An 18,116-nucleotide genomic window follows, 5' to 3' on the forward strand; every position below is an offset into this window, starting at 1 on the left:
CGCCGTGGCCGAGGCCGCCGCGCGGCTGGACCGCGCCGCCCTGGCCGCCGGTGGTGCCGTGACCCGCGCCCTGGCCCGCGCCGCCCTGGCGGACTGGCCCGGCTTCAACCCGGCCGCCGAAGGGCCGGACCTTCCCACCACCGCCGACGACTGGGCGGGACTCCAGGCCCCGGTCGAGGCAGGGGGTGGCGGCCAGGCGGGCTTCGCTGCCTTCCAGGGAGGGCAGGCGCGGTGGTGACTGGGGGCTGAAGGCGGAAGGCGAAGGCCAGGGGGAAGGAATTCCCCCTGGGACCCCTTCTTTTCTTCTTTCGAGTTTTACCGGCGTGGCTGTTGAAGGGGTGCGCCTGAGACGCGGCTGGGTGCGCCGGAGGTCATGGAGCTCCGGCGACCGAGGGTTCAGTCCGCGTGGCCAATTTTGAATATCATCAGAAGCGTCCGCTCCGAGTCTTGATGTGCCCCCGAACTCGCAAAAGAAAGAAGGGGTCCGGGGAATTCCTTTCCCGGCCTTTCTCCCCCGGCCTTCCTCTCCGGCATGAATGATCCATGATGTTTCATGCCGGGGCGCTGCCGGTATCTCCACCACAGCCCCGTGCATGCTGTAGGCTGCCGCCATGGACGCCGCAGCCCCCCACACCGACGCCACCCACACCGCAGCCCCCGAAGCCGCGCCCGAATTCGCCATCGCGCCCGATTCGCCGGCCCGCTTCATCAACCGGGAGCTGTCCTGGCTGGACTTCAACGCCCGGGTGCTGGAGGAGGCGGAGAACACCAGCCACCCGTTGTTGGAGCGGCTGCGCTTCGTCGCCATTTCCGCCAGCAACCTGGATGAGTTCTACTCGGTCCGCGTCGCCGGCCTGGTGGGGCAGGAGCGGGCGGGCATCATCCCGTCCTCGCCGGATGGGCTGACGCCGGGGCAGCAGCTGGTCGCCATCCATGCCCGCGCGGCGGCGCTGACCGAATCGCAGCACGCCGCCTGGCGGCAGTTGCGGGCCGAGCTGCGCAGCGCCGGCATCAGCGTCGTGCGGCTGGAGGAACTGTCCGAATCCGACCGCCGCTGGCTGGAGAGCTGGTTCCTGGAGCGGGTTTTCCCGGTGCTGACGCCGCTGGCGGTGGACCCGGCGCATCCCTTCCCCTTCATCGCCAACCTGGCGCTGTGCATGGTGCTGAAGCTTGTGCGGGAGGAGGATGGCGGGCTGATGCGCGCCCTGCTGCCCGTGCCGCCGCAGATCGAGCGCTTCATCCGCCTGCCGGCGGCCGAGGACGCGCCGCACATCACCCCCGGCGTCGGCCCCATCCGCTTCGTGATGCTGGAAGACCTGATCAGCCTGTTCCTGCCCCGCCTGTTCCCTGGCTACATCAATGCCGAGCAGGGCCTGTTCCGCATCATCCGCGACACCGGCGTCGAGTTCGAGGAAGAGGCCGAAGACCTCGTCCGCTCCTACGAGACGGCGCTGAAGCGCCGCCGCCGCGGCCGCGCCATCCAGCTGGCCGTCGATGCGCGCATGACCGCTGACCTGGTGGATTTCGTGGCCGAGGAGCTGGACGCGCCGCGCGCCGAGCTGTTCATGGTGGACGGGCTGCTGGGCATGGCGGACCTGAAGCAGCTGATCGTGGATGACCGGCCGGACCTGCTGTTCACCCCCTACAGCCCCCGCTTCCCCGAGCGCATCCTGGATTTCGGCGGCGACTGCTTCGCCGCCATCCGCGCCAAGGACATCCTGGTCCACCACCCCTATGAATCCTTCGACGTGGTGGTGCAGTTCCTGCGGCAGGCGGCGCGGGACCCCAACGTGGTCGCCATCAAGCAGACGCTGTACCGCACCAGCCGGGACAGCCCGATCGCCCGTGCGCTGATCGAGGCCGCCGAGCTGGGCAAGTCCGTCACCGCCATGGTGGAGCTGAAGGCGCGCTTCGACGAGGAGCGCAACATCGCCCTGTCGCGGGAGCTGGAGGCGGCGGGCGTGCAGGTGGTGTTCGGCTTCGTGGACCTGAAGACCCACGCCAAGATGTCCCTGGTGGTGCGGCGGGAAAGCGGCAGCCTGCGCAGCTATGCCCATTTCGGCACCGGCAACTACCACCCGATCACCGCGCGCATCTACACCGACCTCAGCTACTTCACCGCCGACCCCGGCCTGAACCGGGACGCGCAAAAGCTGTTCAACTACATGACCGGCTATGCGCGGCCGGAGACGATGGAAGGCCTGGCCTTCGCGCCGCTGACTATTCGCCCGGCGCTGATGGCGCTGATCGAGCAGGAGATCGCCTTCGCGCGGGAGGGCAAGCCCGCCGGCATCTGGTTGAAGATGAACAGCCTGGTGGACGAGACGCTGGTGGACGCGCTGTACCGCGCCAGCCAGGCCGGGGTGAAGGTGGAGTGCATCATCCGCGGCATCTGCTGCCTGCGCCCCGGCGTGCCGGGCCTGTCGGACAATATCCGCGTGAAATCCATCGTCGGGCGCTTCCTGGAGCATTCCCGCGTGCTGGTATTCGGCAACGGCCACCGCCTGCCGTCCCGCCGCGCCCGCGTGTTCATCAGCAGCGCCGACTGGATGGCGCGTAACATGGACTGGCGGGTGGAGACGATGGTGCCGGTGGAGAACCCCACCGTGCACGCGCAGATCCTGGACCAGATCATGGTGGTGAACATGAAGGACACCGCGCAATCCTGGCTGCTGAAGGCGGATGGCGGCTGGCGGCGGCTGGATGCCGGGGCCAACCCGGTCTCGGCGCATGACTACTTCATGACCAACCCCTCCCTCTCCGGCCGCGGCAGCGCTCTGCACCGGGCGCCACGCCAGCCGACCCGGCGCCGGCAGGACCGCGTCGCCCAGGACTAAGGCTGGTCGACGTCCTGGCCTGGAGAGAGAAGGCCGGGGAAGGAATTCGCCGGACCCCATCTTTTTTCTGCGAGTCTTTTCGGGCGTGGCTGTGGGCGTTTAGCCCCTCTGGGCCGAGGGTTCGCGCCGGAGGCCGGTGATCGTTGAAGGGCGGGCGCCTCGGCTGGCGGCCCGGATCAATCTGAATGGCGTCGCTTGCCGGTGAAGCCCAACGCCAATGAACAGAAAAAAGATGGGGTTTCAGGGGAATTCATTCCCCTGACCGTCCTTCCATTGCGCTGCGGAACATAACGACGCCGGGCCGGCCCAGCGGCACAGCGGATCGCGACGAACCCTGGAACAAGCCGGCCACGAGGTCGTAGGCTGCGCGGCGCAGATGCGCCGCCGCATGCCCCCGGGCAGGCGGCACGGCCGCAACATTGAGGTTGGGGCCGCTTTACGTCACAAGCAGCCATCGCGTACCGGGCTCTTGCCCCCTGACGGACGATCTTCGGTGGCGCCGTTGCCGGCAGGCGCCGCATCAAACTAAGGACACCACCGCTTGGACCTACCGGATACCGCGACCCTCTCCGCCACCCCGCTTTCCGGCCATCCGCCGCGCTGCGGCGTGGTGGATCTCGGCTCCAACTCCGTGCGTCTGGTGGTGTTCGAGGGGCGGGGGCGGAATCCGCTGGCCATCTTCAACGAGAAGGCGGTGCTGGGTCTGGGCCGCGGCCTGCAGACCACCGGCATGCTGAATGAGGAGGCGGTGCCGCAGGCACTGACCGTCATGTCCCGCTATCACGCCGTGGCGCGCGCCATGGGTGTGGACCGGCTGGAGGTGCTGGCCACCGCCGCGGTGCGGGACGCCGAGAACGGCCCCGCCTTCGCCGCCTCGCTGGGCGAGCGGTTGCCGGACGTGCCCATCCATATCCTGGATGGCGAGGAGGAGGCCCGCTACTCGGCCGAAGGCGTGCTGATGGGCTTCCCCAGCGCCGACGGCATCCTGGGCGACCTCGGCGGCGGTTCGCTGGAGCTGGTGGAACTGAACCAGGGGAAGGTGGGGCGCATGGTGTCCCTGCCGCTGGGCGCCATCCGGCTGGCGGACCGTGCGGGGGGCGACGTCGCCAAGGCGCGCGGCATTGCCGAGGCGGAACTGGCCAACCAGCCCTGGCTGTCCGAGGGCAAGGAGCGCGACCTCTACCTCGTCGGCGGCGCCTGGCGTGCCCTGGCCAAGATCCATATCGCGCAGACGGCCTACCCGCTTTCCATCGTGCATCATTACGTGTTGCGGCGGGACGAGGCGCGGGATCTGTGCGGGCTGGTGATGGCGGCGACGCGCCGCACGCTGGAACGCATTCCCGGCGCGCCCAGCAAGCGGTTGCAGGATCTGCCCTTCGCCGCCGTGGCGTTGCGCCGGCTGCTGCGCGCCACCGGCGCCCGGCGTGTGGTGTTCAGCGCCAACGGGCTGCGGGAGGGCTGGTATTCCCGCCTGCTGCCCGCCGCGGTGCGGGAAGAAGACCCGTTGCTGGCCGCCGGGCGGGAAATGGCCGCCCGCTATGGCCGCGATACCACCATGCCCCAGGCCCTGGTGGATTGGACGGCGCCGCTGTGGCAGCAGGAAAGCCCCGCTGCCATCGCGCTGCGCCAGGCGGCCTGCTGGCTCTCCGACATCGGCAGCCACGACCACCCGGATTACCGCGCCGAGCAATCCTTCCTGCGTGTGCTGCGCCAGCCGGGCATTGGGCTGGACCACCATGACCGCGCCTTCCTCGCCCTGGCCGTGGCGCTGCGCTACGAGCCGGAACCGGAGGCTGGCTGGCTGACCTGTGCCCGCATGCTGCTGGATTCCGCCGCCATGCGGCAGGCGGAGATGCTGGGGGCGGTGTTGCGCCTGGCCTACACCCTATCCGGCGGCACCACGGCGTTGCTCGGCCGCACGTCCCTGCATATCTCCGGCACGACGCTGACGCTGCGGCTGGCCGGCGGCGGCGTCTTCGCCGGCGACAGCGTGCAGCGGCGGGTGGAGACGCTGGCTGCGATGCTCGGGCTGGTCGGGGTGGTCGACCCGGGCTGAGAGGGGCGCGGGACGGGAAACGCTGCGTCTTCCAAGCCGGAATCTGCCTGAAATCGCGCCAACAGAGGCTATTGCGCCAAGAAATTGCGCATTAGCCCATCAGGAGACCGATTTTTAGCCAAATCGCCGTTGTGCGGTGCAGCATGAATCGACATGCTGGCCGTCATGTCCCTCACCGCCCGAGAGGCTGCGCTTCCCGCCGCCTCGCTCTCCTCCATGCCGAAGCTGGTGCTGGCCCTCAGCACGCTGATGGCCTTCGGGGCCATGTCCACCGACATGTACCTGCCCGCGCTGCCGGCCTTGCAGGAGGCGCTGCACACCACCCCGGCCCGCATCCAGCAGACCCTCTCCTTCTTCCTCGTCGGCTTCGCGCTGGCGCAGCTGGCCTGGGGGCCGCTCGGGGACCGGTTCGGCCGCCGTCTGCCGATCATGGCCGGGGTGGGGCTGTTCCTGGTTGGTACCGCCGGTTGCGCCCTGGCCGGCACGGCGGAGCAGATGCTGTTCTGGCGCCTGGTGCAGGCCACCGGCGCCTGCGCCGGCCCGGTGCTGGCCCGCGCCATGGTGCGGGACCTGTATGGGCGGGAGAAATCGGCGCAGATCCTCTCCGTGCTCATGCTGGTCATGGGCGTGGCGCCGCTGGTGGCGCCGATCATCGGCGGGCAGGTGCTGCTGTGGTGGGATTGGCGCGGCATCTTCTGGGTGCTGCTGGGCTTCGGCCTGCTGGCGCTGTTCGCCGCCTTCAGCCTGAAGGAAACCCTGCCGGCCGATAAGCGCGCGCCGCTCGGCCTGCGTGGCCTGACCTTCACCTACCTGGCCCTGCTGCGGGACCGCCGCTTCCTGGGCTATGCGCTGACCGGCGGCTGCTTCTATGGCGGCATCTACACCTACCTGGCCGGTTCCCCCTTCGCCTATATCGAGTACCACCATGTTCCCGCCGCGGCCTACGGGCTGATCTTCGCGGTGAATATCTGCGGCATGATGGCGATGAACATGGTCAACAGCCGCCTCGTCACCCGCTTTGGCACGGACACGCTGTTCCGTGCCGGTATCATCGGCGCCGCGCTCTCCGGCGTGGTGCTGGCGGTGAATGCGCGCCTCGGCCTGTTCGGGCTGGCCGGGCTGGCGGCACCGCTCTTCGTCTACGTCTCCATGCTCGGGCTGATCGTCGCCAATTCGGTCGCCGGGGCCATGGCCGCCTATCCCCGCAAGGCCGGCGCGGCCTCCGCCCTGCTCGGCACCCTGCATTACGGGCTGGGCGGCGTGTTCAGCTTCATGCTGGGGCTGCTGGCCGACGGCACGCCCTGGCCGATGGGCATGCTGGTCGGTGCGCTGGGGCTCGCCGGGCTGGCCTCGGCCCTGCTGCTGGTGCGCGGCGCTCCGGGCGCTGCGGTTGGGTGACGGGGAAGGGAAGGCCGGGGAAAGAATTCCCCGGGCCCCTTCTTTTCTTTTTTCGAGTTTTTGTCGGAGCGGCTGTTGAAGGGATGGCCCTGACAGACCGCTGGGTGCGCCGGAGGTCTAGGACCTCCGGCGACTGACGGTTCAGCCCGCGTGGCCTATTAGTAAAATCATCAGGCAGCGTCTGCTCTCAGCCCTGCAGCGCTTCGCCAAACTTGCAGAAAAGAAAGAAGGGGTCCGGGGAATTCTTTCCCCGGCCTTCCTTGCTCCCGCTGGACGCACGCCCCGCCAAAGCCGCCTTAGTCGCGCAGCAAGGCCATGATGCCCGGCAGCAATGCGGCGTCACCCACCGCGATCACCTGCCCGGGGCAGCCGACGCGAAGGGGGTTGCCGTCCCAATCCGTCATGCGGCCGCCGGCGGCTTCGACGATGGGGGCGATGGGGGCCCAGTCCCAGGTCTTGAGGTCGCTTTCCACCACGACGTCCACCAGCCCAAGGGCCAGCAGGCCGAAGCCGAAGCAATCGCCGCCCCAGGTCACGCGGCGGGCGGCGTCGCGCACGCGGGCGAAGCGGGGGGCTTCGTCATCGGTGAACATATAGGGGCTGGTGCAGGAGAGTTCGGCCTCGGCCAAGCTGGCGCAGGGGCGGGTGCCGGCCTCGCCGCCCAGCGGGCCGCGGAAGGTCAGGCCCTGGCCGGGCACGCCGATCCAGCGTTCGCCGGTCACGGGCTGGTCCATCAGGCCGAGCACGGGGCGGCCGTGGTGCAGCAGGCCGATGAGGGTGCCGAACATCGGGCGGCCGGTGACGAAGGCGCGGGTGCCGTCGATCGGGTCGATGACCCAGACATACTCGGCGTCACCGCGCTCGGTGCCGAATTCCTCGCCCAGCAGGCCGTGGGTGGGGAAGCGCTCGGCCAGTAGGGCGCGGATGGTGCGCTCGGCTTCCTTGTCGGCCTCGGTGACGGGGCTGTTGTCGCCCTTGGCCTCGACCAGCAGCCTGGAACGGAAAAGGGGGCGGATGACCGCCCCCGCCGCATCGGCGGCCGCCTCGGCGGCCGCGATGAAGTCCTGCATCACGGCAGGGGCTGCGGAGTCGCGGCCAGGGAGCGCAGGTAGGCGATGACGTCCGCCCGCTGCTGGGTGTTGCTGATGCCGGCGAAGGCCATGCGGGTGCCACGGATGTAGCGGGCGGGGCCGGCCAGGAAGTGGTTCAGCTCCTCATAGCCCCACGGCTTCTCCTTCTCCGCCGCCATGGCGGGGGAGTAGTTGAAGTCGCTGCGGTGCGCGTGCGGGCCGCCGACGACGCCGTAGAGGTTGGGGCCGACCTTGTTGGCCCCGCCTTCGTCGAAGGTGTGGCAGGCGGAGCAGAGGCGGCCGGCGATCTGGCGGCCGTTATCCGCGTTGGCGGCGGCCAGCAGGGGGCCGACCTCGGCCAGGGCAGGGGCCTCGGCGGCGGGGGCGGCGGTGCCGGCACCGACGCCTTCGATGGTGATGGCGGTCTTGTCCAGCCTGTGCGGGTGCACGACCTGCTGGCCGATGAAGCCCGCCACCATGAAGGCGATGCCTGCGGTCAAGACGGCCGCGAATGCCTTGTTAGCCTCCAAGCTCATATGCCGCCGTCCGTTCCCTAGATTGATACTTCGACTGGTATCTCGGCCAAGCGCCCCGTTTGCGCCAGGCTGGAGCCTCTGCGAGAAGCTTGCGGGACCATAATGGCAGAGGCGGACCGCTTCAACCCGTGTGCCACCGCAACGGCGGCCGCCACGGCGGGTTCGCCGCAGGTTTTTCCACAGATGGAGCGGCAGCACGGCCAACTTCGCCACGCGGGCGGGGCGAATCCGGCCATGCCTGGCTGGGCGGCCAGGACGTGGCCTTCCGCCGGATTCGCGGCCCGCAGCGGCGGCCGGACGCAGCCATCGCCGGGCAGGCGTTGCCGCCAGGCCAGAACTGAGGCAGTGGTCGCCACCGGGACAGCGGCACCTGCCGCGGAGCCGGGAGAAGTGGCGCTCGCCGCCATAGTCGAGACAGGGCGGCCAGTGCCGCCGGGGGTGCATGCAGAGATGAGCGGTGTGATCGCGTTCCAGGGCGTACCTGGTGCCTATTCCGACCTGGCTTGCCGGAGCGCCTATCCCGGCTTTACCACGCTGCCCTGCCCGAGCTTCGAGGCGGCCATCGCCGCCGTGCACGAAGGCCGCGCCGAGCTGGCCATGCTGCCCTGCGAGAACTCGCTGGCCGGCCGGGTGCCTGACATCCACCGCATGCTGCCGAGTTCCGGCCTGTTCGTCGTGGGCGAGCACTACCAGCGCGTCGAGCACTGCCTGCTGGCCAACAAGGGCGCCACCCTCTCCGGCATCCGGCGCGCCCATAGCCACCCGGTAGCGCTGGGCCAGGTGCTGAACCTGCTGCGCGAGATGAAGCTGGAACCGGTGATCGAGGCCGACACCGCCGGCGCCGCCAAGCTGCTGGCCGAGACCGACAGCCTGGAAGACGCGGCCATCGCCTCCTCCCTGGCCGGCGAGATCTATGGGCTGGAAATCCTGGCCCGCAACGTGGAAGACGCGGCCCACAACACCACCCGCTTCTACGTGATGTCCAAGCAGCCGCAGCCGCTGCCGCCCAAGACCGCGCAGGCGGTGACCACCTTCGTCTTCCGCGTCCGCAACATCCCCGCCGCGCTGTACAAGGCGCTGGGCGGCTTCGCGACCAACGGCGTGAACATGACGAAGCTGGAGAGCTACATGCTCGACGGCCACTTCACCGCCACGCAATTCCTCTGCGATGTGGACGGCCACCCGGAACAGCCGGAACTGCGCCGGGCGCTGGAAGAACTGGAATTCTTCTCCAAGGAAATGCGCGTGCTGGGCACTTACGCCGCACACCCCTACCGCTTCGGACGCCCCGCCGAAGCCGACTGAGCGCGCGCTGTCTGTTGGGCCCTTACACGGCTGCGTGGATTGAAGAGGGAAGGGGAAGGCCGGGGAAGGAATTCCCCGGACCCCTTCTTTTCTTTTTTCGGGTTTTTGGCTGTGTAGGCTCTGGAGCGCAGTCTTGAGAGACGGCTCGGTGCGCCGGAGATCCCGGACCTCCGGCGACTGACGGCTCAGCCCGCGTGGCCCATTATTGAAATCATCGAGAAGCGCCCGCTCTCAGTCCTGAAGCGCTTCGCCAAACTCGCAGGAAAAAGAAGGGGTCCGGGGAATTCCTTCCCCGGCCTTCTCTCTGCGACAAAGAGAGCGTCCCGTCAGTGACCCGTGCTGCCGAAGCCGCCGCTGCCGCGTGCGGTATCCGGCAGGGTTTCCACTTCCTGCCATGTGGCCCGCACCACCGGGGCCAGCACGCCCTGGGCGATGCGCATGCCGCGTTCCACCACGAAGGGCGCGAAGCCGGTGTTCAGCACGATGACGCCGACTTCACCACGATAGTCTTCGTCGATCGTGCCGGGGCTGTTGGGCAGGACGATGCCGTGCTTCAGCGCGAGGCCGGAGCGTGGGCGCACCTGCAGTTCGTAGCCTTCGGGCAGGGCGATGCACAGGCCGGTCGGCACCAGGGCGCGGCCGCCGGGCGGAATTTCCAGGGGCGCGTCCACGGCGGCCAGCAGGTCGAACCCCGCGGCGCCGGCGGTGGCGTAGCTGGGCAGGGGCAGGCCTTCCGCATGCGGCAGGCGGCGGACAGCGATGGCAGGCATCGGGGGGGCGGGCATGGGGGGCGCGGGCATCAGGCCAGGGCCTCCGCCAGGCGGGCGGCCAGGCGGGCGGCCACGTCCTGCTTCGGCATGCGGGGCCAGTCCTCCACGCCGGTATCGGTCACCAGGTGCACCGTGTTCTCCGTGCCGCCCATCACATCGCCCGAGACATCATTCGCCACGATCCAGTCGCACCCCTTGCGTTGGCGTTTCGCGATGGCGTTGGCCACCACGTTCTCAGTCTCCGCCGCGAAGCCCACCACCAGGCGCGGGCGCGCGGCGTGGGCCGAGAGCGTTGCCAGGATGTCGGGGTTCAGCGCCAGTTCCAGCGGCGCGGGCGGCTGGCCCGGCACCTTCTTCATCTTTTGCCCGGCTGCGTGCGCGGTGCGCCAGTCGGCCACGGCGGCGGCGCAGATGGCGGCATCGGCGGGCAGGGCGGCCTCGCAGGCGGCCAGCATCTCCCGCGCGCTTTCCACCTTCACCACCTGCACGCCCGCCGGGTCCGGCACCGAGACGGGGCCGGAGACGAGGGTGACGCGCGCGCCCAGCGCGGCCAGGGCGGCGGCGATGGCGTGGCCCTGCTTGCCGCTGCTGCGATTGGCGATGTAGCGCACCGGATCGATCGGCTCATGCGTCGGGCCGGAGGTGACGAGGACGTGGCGCCCCGCCAGTGGGCGGTGGGCGGCGGCCCGGCCGGCCTCCAGCAGGGCCGCGATGGCGGCGAAGATCTCGGCGGGTTCGGCCAGCCGGCCGGGGCCGGTCTCGGCTTCGGCCATGGCGCCGTCATTCGGGCCAATGACGTGCACGCCGCGCGCGGTGAGGGTGGCCATGTTGGCCCGTGTGGCGGGGTGGGCCCACATCGCCCAGTTCATCGCCGGCGCCACCAGCACCGGCTTGTCGGTGGCCAGCAGCAGGGTGGCGGCCAGGTCGTCCGCCATGCCGTGTGCCATCCGCGCCAGCATGTTGGCGGAGGCGGGGGCGACGACCACCAGGTCCGGCAGCCGTGCCAGGCGGATATGGCCGATCTCGGCCTCCGTGGTCAGCGACCAGAGATCCTGGTGCACCGCTTCCCCGGCCACGGCCTGTAGCACATGTGGCGTGACGAAATGGGCGCCGCCAGCGGTCAGCACGGGCGTGACGGCGGCGCCGGCCTTGCGCAGCAGCCGGATCAGCTCCGGCACCTTGAAGGCGGAGACGCTGCCGGAGACGATGAGGAGGATGCGTGTGTCCGCGAGCATGAGCGGCACGGTAGAGCATTTTGGGGCGGTGCGAAATCGCCCGGCCTGGGCGGGTCAGGACATCCACGCCGCAGATGGATGCGGTGGACATGGTTCCAGCCTCAGCCCCACGCCCCCGGCTGCATCAGCCTGAGGCGACCATACTCCCGGCCACCACGAAGCCACGACGTGGGCGCGGAGCGGCGGGGGCGTGGCCGTTCACGCGGAATTGTCACGCAACGGTCATCCGCCAGACGAATACCTGGCATCGCGGAAGATGATTGGCAAAGTCCCCGCTGCAGGACCATTTCCCCGTCAGCAAGAGCGGCACTGAGCCGCAACCTGAATTTAAGGACAATAAGAAATGTTCCGCAACCTTGTTCTCGCCTCTGCTCTGGTCGCTGGCTTCGCCGGCGCTGCCGTTGCCCAGGAGCCCATCACTGTTCTTGGCACGGGCGAGAATTTCGCCGTCGATTACTCCAATGACGGTGGCAACATCCTCGGCGGTGGCCGGGTGAACGTCATCGGCCATGGCGAGAGCGCCGTGTACCAGCATTCCCCGAATGCCCCTGCGCAGCGTGGCTGGACCCCGCATGTGCTGAGCCAGGGCGAGTCCGGCCGCGTGACCTACACCCCGGCGCCCAACGCGAACCCGCAGCCGGTCGGCTAATCCCTCGCTGACCTCCTGACGGCCGGCCGATCTCCCCATCGGCCGGTGCCGGCTGCCTCCCCCCGGGCAGCCGGCTTTTTTATGCCCGCCGCACGCCGGCCGCGCCCCTGGCGGGCGTCTACCTCACTCCACCCACAATCCGCGCTTGCGGTGCCAGTCCTCGATCGATTCCTCCGGGTACTCGTCGAAGCAGGCGTCGCGCGGGCCGAGTTGCGGCTGCACCCAGGGCGCCTTGAAGCGTAGCATCAGGTGCACACTCTCCTCCGGCACCGGCAGCGCCGTATCGATCGCCGAGGCGAAGGGGTGCACCAGGTGCGGCCAGCTGGGGTCGGCCATCCACAGGGCGCTGGCGCAGCGCGGGCAGAAATGCCGGCGGCCGCTGCTGGTCTCACATGTGGTGCCGCCTTCCCCGTCATCGGCCTCCAGCCTGGCGCGGTAGGTGGCGGTCTCGCCCTGCACCTGCAGGGTGTCGGCATTGCCCATGATGTTGATGGCGTAGCCGCCGCCCCCGGCCGTCTTGCGGCAGATGCTGCAGTAGCAGCGCTGGTAGGGCACCGGCGTGTGGCTTTCCAGCGTGAAGCGGACGGCGCCGCAGCGGCAGGAGCCTTCCAGGGTGACGGGCATCGCGGTTCTTCCTCGGTTCCGGCTGCGCCGCCCGGGCGGAATCCCGGCAGCGCTCTATGAAGGCCAACGCGGTTGCGGCGCCCCCGTTCCCTCTTGCCGGAATCCCTGTGCCTCCCTAAACCTCGGCAGGGACGGTGGCGTAAGGAAAAGGATTGCCCATGGCCGAGGTGAAGCACGAAATCGACTTCGTCGAAGTGAAGGCGGAGGACATTGTCGGGGACCGTACCCACGGCTGGCATCTGTTCACCAAGGCCACCACCTGGACCATCGTCGCGGTGGGCGTGCTGCTGGTGTTCCTGAAGACCTGCGCCGGCTGAAGCCTGCGCGGCGCGCTGGCCAGGCCCTGGCGTTCCGCCTTGGCTGGAGCGTGATGGCTTGAGGTGGCATCGCCGAAAGTCTGAATCATGCGACCAAACAGAAGCCTAGAGCTTGGTGCGTGAGCGCATCATGCTCTAAGGCCCCGCCGCGAACGGCCTGGCCATGAAAAAGGGCGGCTCCTGATGGGAGCCGCCCTTTTTCATGGCCAGGGGCAGGGCCAGGCCCCGCCCCCGTGCCAACAGCCTCAGCCGACGATCTCGGTGCCGGCGAAGAAGAAGCTGATCTCGCGCACGGCGGCCTCGGGGCCGTCGGAACCGTGCACGGAGTTCGCCTCGATGCTCTCGGCGAATTCCTTGCGGATGGTGCCCTCGGCGGCGTTCGCCGGGTTGGTGGCGCCCATGATCTCACGGTTGGCGGCGATCGCGTTCTCGCCTTCCAGCACCTGCACGACCACCGGGCCGGAGGTCATGAAGGAGACCAGGTCGTTGTAGAAGGGGCGCGCCTTGTGCTCGGCGTAGAACGCGCCGGCCTGGTCCTGGGAGAGCTGCAGGCGCTTCTGCGCGACGATGCGCAGGCCCTTCTCCTCGAACTTCGCGTTGATCTTGCCGGTCAGGTTACGGCGGGTCGCGTCGGGCTTGATGATGGAGAGGGTGCGCTCGGCCATGGGGCGACGTCCTTTTTCAGAAGCGGAACAGGGAATCAGCGCCGCCGGATAGGCGGGGATGCCGCCGGGCGCAAGGGGTGGCTGCATGACAGCAGCGGGGCCTTGGCAACTCCCGGCCGCTTCCGCGCCTTATAGAAGCCCGTTCGTGCACTCGGCGGGGCGGGTTCGGCGGTCCTTCTCCGCGCCGGCGGCGTGCGTGGAACGGCTTCCGCCCCAAGGCGCCGGGTCCCCCGTGTCACGCGCCGGCCGGGGGCCGCCACCCGCTTCTCCGCCTGGGTGCGCGGGCAGGCCCATGCCCCTTTCCTGGGCGTGCTCTGTTCCCAGGCATCGCAGAGCACGTCCCAGGCCCTGTTTGACCGAGTGATGCACGCCTGCGGGGCATCGCCCCCGGCTATCACGCTCCAAGGACGACCCCTTCATGCGGCGCCGGACGATCTCCCTCCTGGTCCTGACCGTGGCCTTCCTGCTGCTGCTGTGGCAGGTGCCGGACGTGCTGCTGCTGACCTTCGCTGGCGTGCTGCTGGCGGTGTTCCTGCGCGGCGGCGGCGACCTCATCGGCCTGCGCTTCGGCCTCTCCGGCCCGGTGCGGGTGCTGTTGTTCGTGTTGGTGCTGGTGCTGCTGTTCGCCGGTTTCGTGCTGCTGGCGGCGGCGCCGCTGGCGGACCAGATGAACCAGCTGTGGCAACAGGTGCCACGCATGGTGCAGCAGGTGACGCAGCGCCTCTCCTCCTACAGCTGGGGCCAGGAATTGCTGGAGCGGGTGAAGCCGGAGAACCTCTCCCTGCCCTCGGGCGGCGGCAGCAGCGCCTTCTCCGCCCTCGGCACCACCTTCGGCGCGGTGGGCAATTTCGTCCTGCTGCTGTTCCTCGGCCTGTACTTCGCCATGGACCCGGGGCTGTACCGGCGCGGCATCGTCGCGCTGCTCGCCCCCTCCCTGCACGCCAAGGCCTTCGCGGTGTTCGAGGAAGCCGGCCATACCCTGCGCGGCTGGCTGGGCGCGCAGATGATCTCGATGGCCGCGGTCGGCGTGCTGATGGGGCTGGGGTTCTGGCTGCTGGGGCTGCCGCTGGCGGTGCTGCTGGGCGTCATCGCCGGGCTGCTGGCCTTCATCCCCAATATCGGCCCGGTCATCGCCGCCGTCCCGGCCATCCTGCTGGGGCTGGAAGGCGGGACCAGCGGCGCTCTCGCCGTGCTGGGCGTCTACCTGACGGTGCAGTCGATCGAGAGCTACCTGATCACGCCCTATGTGCAGAAGCGCAGCGTGGACCTGCCCCCGGCGCTGACCATCATCGTGCAGGTGGGAATGGGCACGCTCTACGGCATCATGGGCCTGGCCCTCGCCACGCCCCTGGCGGCGCTGGGGCTGATGCTGGTGCGGCACCTCTATATCAAGGACTACCTGGAGACGGAGCCGCCCGCCGAACGTCCGGTCCTGCTGCGCTGATGGCGCGGATTGAGAGGGGCGCTGCTCCTCTCAAACTCTCCCCGTCAAAGGCCTGAGGCCTTTGGAAACCCGTCTTTGGGGGGAGTACCATGTGGAACTGGCGGTGTTTCGTGAGGCTTGACGGTGGTTTGGCTGCGCCGCGGCGTTGTCTGGCTGGATCGGTGGACCCTGGGCTGGGCGCGCGATGCGAGGGGCCGGGAGCGGACGATTCCTGAGGATCTATGAATGGGGCAGCGTGGGTTGAACGCGCAGCCGCCGAAGGTCTCGGACCTCCGGCGCGAACCGGCCTTGGTCCAGACTGCCGGCTCAACATTTTTCATACTTGAAGCGCCACGCATGACGGTTCACCGGGGCACCTTGATCTGGCTTTCCAAGACGCCGCTTGCTCCAGCAGCGTCCACGATCCGCGCTAAAAGACCAGCACGACCGCCGTAACATGGACCCGCCAAAAACTCCCGGCGGGGTCTGGGGTGACCCTGTCACCCCAGTGGGGGCGTCCAGAGGGGGCAACGCCCCCTTTGGCCTTAAAATCCCCCCTTCAGACGATCCCCAGCCGCACCCGGTCGCATTCCTCCGCCGGGGTGGCGTCCCGTGCCAGGGACAGGATCAGGCGGCGCAGCCAGGCGTGGCCCTGGTCGGCCTCGAACCGCCGGTGGAAGATCAGGGAGAGGCGGGTGTGCCGGGTTTCCACCGGGCAGGGCCGCAATTCCAGCCCATGGGCCGTGGCCATCTGCCGGGCCAGGCGGCGGGAGAGGGCCATCACCATGTCCGTCCGCGTCAGGATGGCGGGCACGGCGGAGAGATGCGCCACCACCGCGCCCAGCCGGCGGGGAAAGCCGGCATCGCGCATCGGCTGGTCCAGCGCGCCGTCGAGCGAGCCGTTGGGCGAGTGCAGCAGGTGGGGCCACTGGCTGAAGCGCTCGACCGTCATCTTTCCCTCGGCCAGCGGGTGGCCGGGGCGCATCAGCACCAGGAAGGCTTCGGGCAGCAGGCGCAGGCGGGTGTAGAGGGAGGGGGGCTCGGCCAGCATGCCCAGCACCATCTGCGCCTCGTCCTGCTCCAGCGTTTCCAGCGCGTTGATGCGGTCGGCGTGGCGGATGGCCAGCAGGCAGCCAGGGGCTTCCACCGCCATGTGCGCCAGCAGCGGCGGCGCCAGCACCGCCTCCGCGTATTCCGAGAAGCCGGCGGTGAAGACGCGGTCGGAGGAGGCGGGGTCGAACGGTGCGTGGGAGGCCAGGGTCTCGCGCAGCCGGTCCAGCACCTCGGCCACCGGCTGGGCGAGGGAGAGGGCGAGTTCCGTCGGCTCCACCCCACCGGGGCGGCGGAGGAACAGTTCGTCGTTCAGCGCCGCGCGCAGCCGGGTCAGGGCGTTGGAGACGGCGGGTTGGGACAGGTGCAGGCGCTGCGCCGCGCGCGTCACGTGGCGTTCGCGCGCCACGGCGTCGAACACCCGCAGCAGGTTCAGGTCGAGGCTGGAAAGGTCTGCCATTGATGCCGGTGATGATGATCGTTTCCGATGCCCGTTGGAAGGGCAGGGGCGGCGCGGCCTAGGTTTCGCCCCAACGGCGGCCATCGGCCGCGCCCTTCCTCACAGAGAACCGACATGATCGACAACCGCCTCGCCCCCTATGCCGCCCTGCTGCTGCGCGTCAGCCTGGGTGTGCTGTTCCTGGCCCACGGCTTCTACATGAAGATCCTGACCTTCGGCTTCGCCGGCACCATGGGCTTCTTCGGCAGCCTGGGTTACCCGCCGGTCTTCGGCGCCATCGTCGCGCTGGCGGAAACCGCCGCGGGCATCGCGCTGATCCTGGGCGTGTGGACCCGCGCCGCCTCCCTGCTGACGCTGCCGATCCTGATCGGCGCGGCGCTGCTGCATGGCGGCAATGGCTGGGTGTTCAGCAATGCCGGCGGCGGCTGGGAATTCCCGGTGTTCTGGATCGTCCTGATGCTGGTGCAGGCCGGGCTCGGCGCCGGGGCCTATGCGCTGGACGTGAACAAGCTGCTGGGGCGCGGGCCGGTGGCGGCGACGCGGGCGGCCTGACGGACGGGCCTGCCAGGGGCGCTGCCCCGGGACCCTGCTGGGGTGACAGTGTCACCCCAGGCCCCGCCATCCGTCTTGAGATGGCCGGCTGCGCCGAGGGGCGATGACCCTCGGCGGCTGTGCGTTCAGTCTGCACGGAATTGGATTGTTATCCTGGCTTTGCCACTGGCCCGGCGCCTTTGGACCTCCGGCAACAAGGGTTCAGCCCGCGTGACCCTTGATTGAAATCATCGTCCGCACCAGTCCTGAAGCGTCACGCCAGACTGGCAGAAAAAAGAAGGGGCCCGGGGAATTCCTTCCCCGGCCTTTCTCCGGCCGTACCGCTCCGCAGCACCGCCCTGGCACCTCAAGCCCCGCCCCGCTCGCCAGCGGGACTCCGGCTCACGTCAGTGGATTTCCTTGGACGCCGTGAGCGCCGCCTTCAGCTTCTCCACCGAGAAGTCGGGCGAGGCGCAGAGGTCCAGGATCACCTTCTCCCGCCGTGCCCCCAGGTCGATCGCCGCCAGCATCTTCTTCACCGCGTGGTGGGGGATGACGACGGCGCCGTGGCGGTCCGCGTGCACGACGTCGTCATGGTTGACGTTCATGCCGTGGATGGAGATGTCCTGCCTGTAGGCCACCAGATGCACATAGGCGTGGCTGGGGTTCACCACCCCACCGATGATCTGGAATTCCGGCGCCAGCGCGTCGATGTCGCGGAAGGAGCCGTTGGTTACGCAGCCTTGCGCGCCGAGCGCCTTGTGCACCGCGCTATGCACCTCGCCCCAGAAGGCACCGGTACCGGGCGTATCGTCCAGGTCCTGCAGGGTGACGACGGTCGGCATGGCGGCGTCGGCCACGTATTCGTACCAGCCGGTGCGGATGGTGTGGTCCTCCGCGGCCGGGCGGCCGGAGGGGGCGGCGGCGCGCAGGGTGCCGGTGCGGGCCAGGCCGCAGATCGGCTTCAGCGTCACGTCCGCCGCCACCATGGGGCGCACGGTGAAGCCATGGCCGCGCCGCTCGGGCACCACCAGTTCCAGCGCGTTGCAGATGGTGGGAGTGTCCCAGGCCCGCAGGGCCTCGAGGTCGGCGGCGGTGAAAGGATAGCTGCTCACGAACGGTTTTCCTCATCCAGCGTCCGGGCGCGGTTGTGCTCCACGCCTCGGCGGGAAAGGATCGACCCTCGGGCG

At 69.3% G+C, this 18,116-nt stretch carries 17 protein-coding genes; 9 read left to right on the plus strand and 8 right to left on the minus strand.

Annotated features, from left to right (window positions below):
- The 4 genes from IBL26_RS21545 to IBL26_RS21560 all read left to right on the plus strand — a co-directional run.
- On the plus strand, nucleotides 1-238 hold a 238-nt coding region (locus IBL26_RS21545), incomplete at its 5' end, for a hypothetical protein (protein ID WP_408901963.1).
- 373 nt (nucleotides 239-611) lie between these two features.
- Nucleotides 612-2,837 (plus strand): RNA degradosome polyphosphate kinase, encoded by a 2,226-nt coding sequence (locus IBL26_RS21550; RefSeq protein ID WP_187786582.1) that lies wholly within the window; start codon nucleotides 612-614, stop codon nucleotides 2,835-2,837.
- Nucleotides 2,838-3,378: 541 nt separating this feature from the next.
- Entirely contained in the window at nucleotides 3,379-4,893 is a 1,515-nt protein-coding gene (locus IBL26_RS21555; protein ID WP_194443683.1) for a Ppx/GppA family phosphatase, read from the plus strand.
- 153 nt (nucleotides 4,894-5,046) lie between these two features.
- Nucleotides 5,047-6,291 (plus strand): Bcr/CflA family multidrug efflux MFS transporter, encoded by a 1,245-nt coding sequence (locus IBL26_RS21560; protein ID WP_206684282.1) that lies wholly within the window; start codon nucleotides 5,047-5,049, stop codon nucleotides 6,289-6,291.
- Between the two features lie 296 nt (nucleotides 6,292-6,587).
- On the opposite strand, the gene hisN is transcribed toward IBL26_RS21560, so the two are convergent.
- Both hisN and IBL26_RS21570 read right to left on the minus strand, forming a co-directional pair.
- Nucleotides 6,588-7,361 (minus strand): histidinol-phosphatase, encoded by a 774-nt coding sequence (hisN, locus tag IBL26_RS21565; protein ID WP_187786602.1) that lies wholly within the window; start codon nucleotides 7,359-7,361, stop codon nucleotides 6,588-6,590.
- On the minus strand, nucleotides 7,361-7,861 hold the full coding sequence (locus tag IBL26_RS21570) for a c-type cytochrome (protein ID WP_367615483.1): 501 nt from the start codon (nucleotides 7,859-7,861) through the stop codon (nucleotides 7,361-7,363). Before IBL26_RS21570 ends, hisN begins: the two co-directional genes overlap by 1 nt.
- A gap of 486 nt (nucleotides 7,862-8,347) precedes the next feature.
- On the opposite strand from IBL26_RS21570, the gene IBL26_RS21575 reads away from it, so the two are divergent.
- Entirely contained in the window at nucleotides 8,348-9,202 is an 855-nt protein-coding gene (locus IBL26_RS21575; protein WP_187786584.1) for a prephenate dehydratase, read from the plus strand.
- A gap of 326 nt (nucleotides 9,203-9,528) precedes the next feature.
- Here the strand turns inward: IBL26_RS21575 and dut are convergent, their stop codons facing one another.
- Both dut and coaBC read right to left on the minus strand, forming a co-directional pair.
- Complete coding sequence (gene dut / locus IBL26_RS21580) at nucleotides 9,529-10,002, minus strand: dUTP diphosphatase (protein WP_408901964.1); 474 nt, start codon at nucleotides 10,000-10,002, stop codon at nucleotides 9,529-9,531.
- Nucleotides 10,002-11,207 carry a bifunctional phosphopantothenoylcysteine decarboxylase/phosphopantothenate--cysteine ligase CoaBC gene (coaBC, locus tag IBL26_RS21585; RefSeq protein WP_187786604.1) on the minus strand — a complete coding sequence of 402 codons (1,206 nt, stop codon included), beginning with the start codon at nucleotides 11,205-11,207 and terminating at the stop codon, nucleotides 10,002-10,004. Before coaBC ends, dut begins: the two co-directional genes overlap by 1 nt.
- A 343-nt stretch (nucleotides 11,208-11,550) precedes the next feature.
- Here coaBC and IBL26_RS21590 point away from each other — a divergent pair, with 343 nt between their 5' ends.
- The gene (locus IBL26_RS21590; RefSeq protein WP_187786585.1) at nucleotides 11,551-11,856 is read left to right on the plus strand and encodes a hypothetical protein; all 306 of its coding nucleotides are present in this window, start codon (nucleotides 11,551-11,553) and stop codon (nucleotides 11,854-11,856) included.
- Nucleotides 11,857-11,979: 123 nt separating this feature from the next.
- Here IBL26_RS21590 and IBL26_RS21595 read toward each other — a convergent pair whose 3' ends face one another.
- The gene (locus tag IBL26_RS21595; RefSeq protein ID WP_187786586.1) at nucleotides 11,980-12,480 is read right to left on the minus strand and encodes a GFA family protein; all 501 of its coding nucleotides are present in this window, start codon (nucleotides 12,478-12,480) and stop codon (nucleotides 11,980-11,982) included.
- Between the two features lie 158 nt (nucleotides 12,481-12,638).
- On the opposite strand from IBL26_RS21595, the gene IBL26_RS21600 reads away from it, so the two are divergent.
- Entirely contained in the window at nucleotides 12,639-12,797 is a 159-nt protein-coding gene (locus tag IBL26_RS21600; RefSeq protein ID WP_187786587.1) for a preprotein translocase subunit SecE, read from the plus strand.
- A gap of 245 nt (nucleotides 12,798-13,042) precedes the next feature.
- On the opposite strand, the gene ndk is transcribed toward IBL26_RS21600, so the two are convergent.
- A complete protein-coding gene (gene ndk, locus IBL26_RS21605) occupies nucleotides 13,043-13,462 on the minus strand; it encodes a nucleoside-diphosphate kinase (protein ID WP_187786588.1) in 420 nt (139 codons plus the stop codon).
- Between the two features lie 418 nt (nucleotides 13,463-13,880).
- On the opposite strand from ndk, the gene IBL26_RS21610 reads away from it, so the two are divergent.
- Nucleotides 13,881-14,906: an AI-2E family transporter gene (locus IBL26_RS21610; protein ID WP_187786589.1), complete on the plus strand. Its 1,026-nt coding sequence runs from the start codon at nucleotides 13,881-13,883 to the stop codon at nucleotides 14,904-14,906.
- Between the two features lie 538 nt (nucleotides 14,907-15,444).
- Here the strand turns inward: IBL26_RS21610 and IBL26_RS21615 are convergent.
- Complete coding sequence (locus tag IBL26_RS21615; RefSeq protein WP_187786590.1) at nucleotides 15,445-16,395, minus strand: LysR family transcriptional regulator; 951 nt, start codon at nucleotides 16,393-16,395, stop codon at nucleotides 15,445-15,447.
- 114 nt (nucleotides 16,396-16,509) lie between these two features.
- Here IBL26_RS21615 and IBL26_RS21620 point away from each other — a divergent pair, with 114 nt between their 5' ends.
- On the plus strand, nucleotides 16,510-16,947 hold the full coding sequence (locus tag IBL26_RS21620) for a DoxX family protein (RefSeq protein WP_187786591.1): 438 nt from the start codon (nucleotides 16,510-16,512) through the stop codon (nucleotides 16,945-16,947).
- A 386-nt stretch (nucleotides 16,948-17,333) separates the two neighbouring features.
- Here the strand turns inward: IBL26_RS21620 and IBL26_RS21625 are convergent, their stop codons facing one another.
- Nucleotides 17,334-18,041, minus strand: a complete 708-nt coding sequence (locus tag IBL26_RS21625; RefSeq protein ID WP_187786592.1) for an RraA family protein — start codon at nucleotides 18,039-18,041, stop codon at nucleotides 17,334-17,336.
- Between the last annotated feature and the right edge of the window lie 75 nt (nucleotides 18,042-18,116).

The sequence above is a fragment of the Teichococcus aerophilus genome (genome assembly GCF_014490485.1).
Lineage (GTDB): Bacteria > Pseudomonadota > Alphaproteobacteria > Acetobacterales > Acetobacteraceae > Pseudoroseomonas > Pseudoroseomonas aerophila.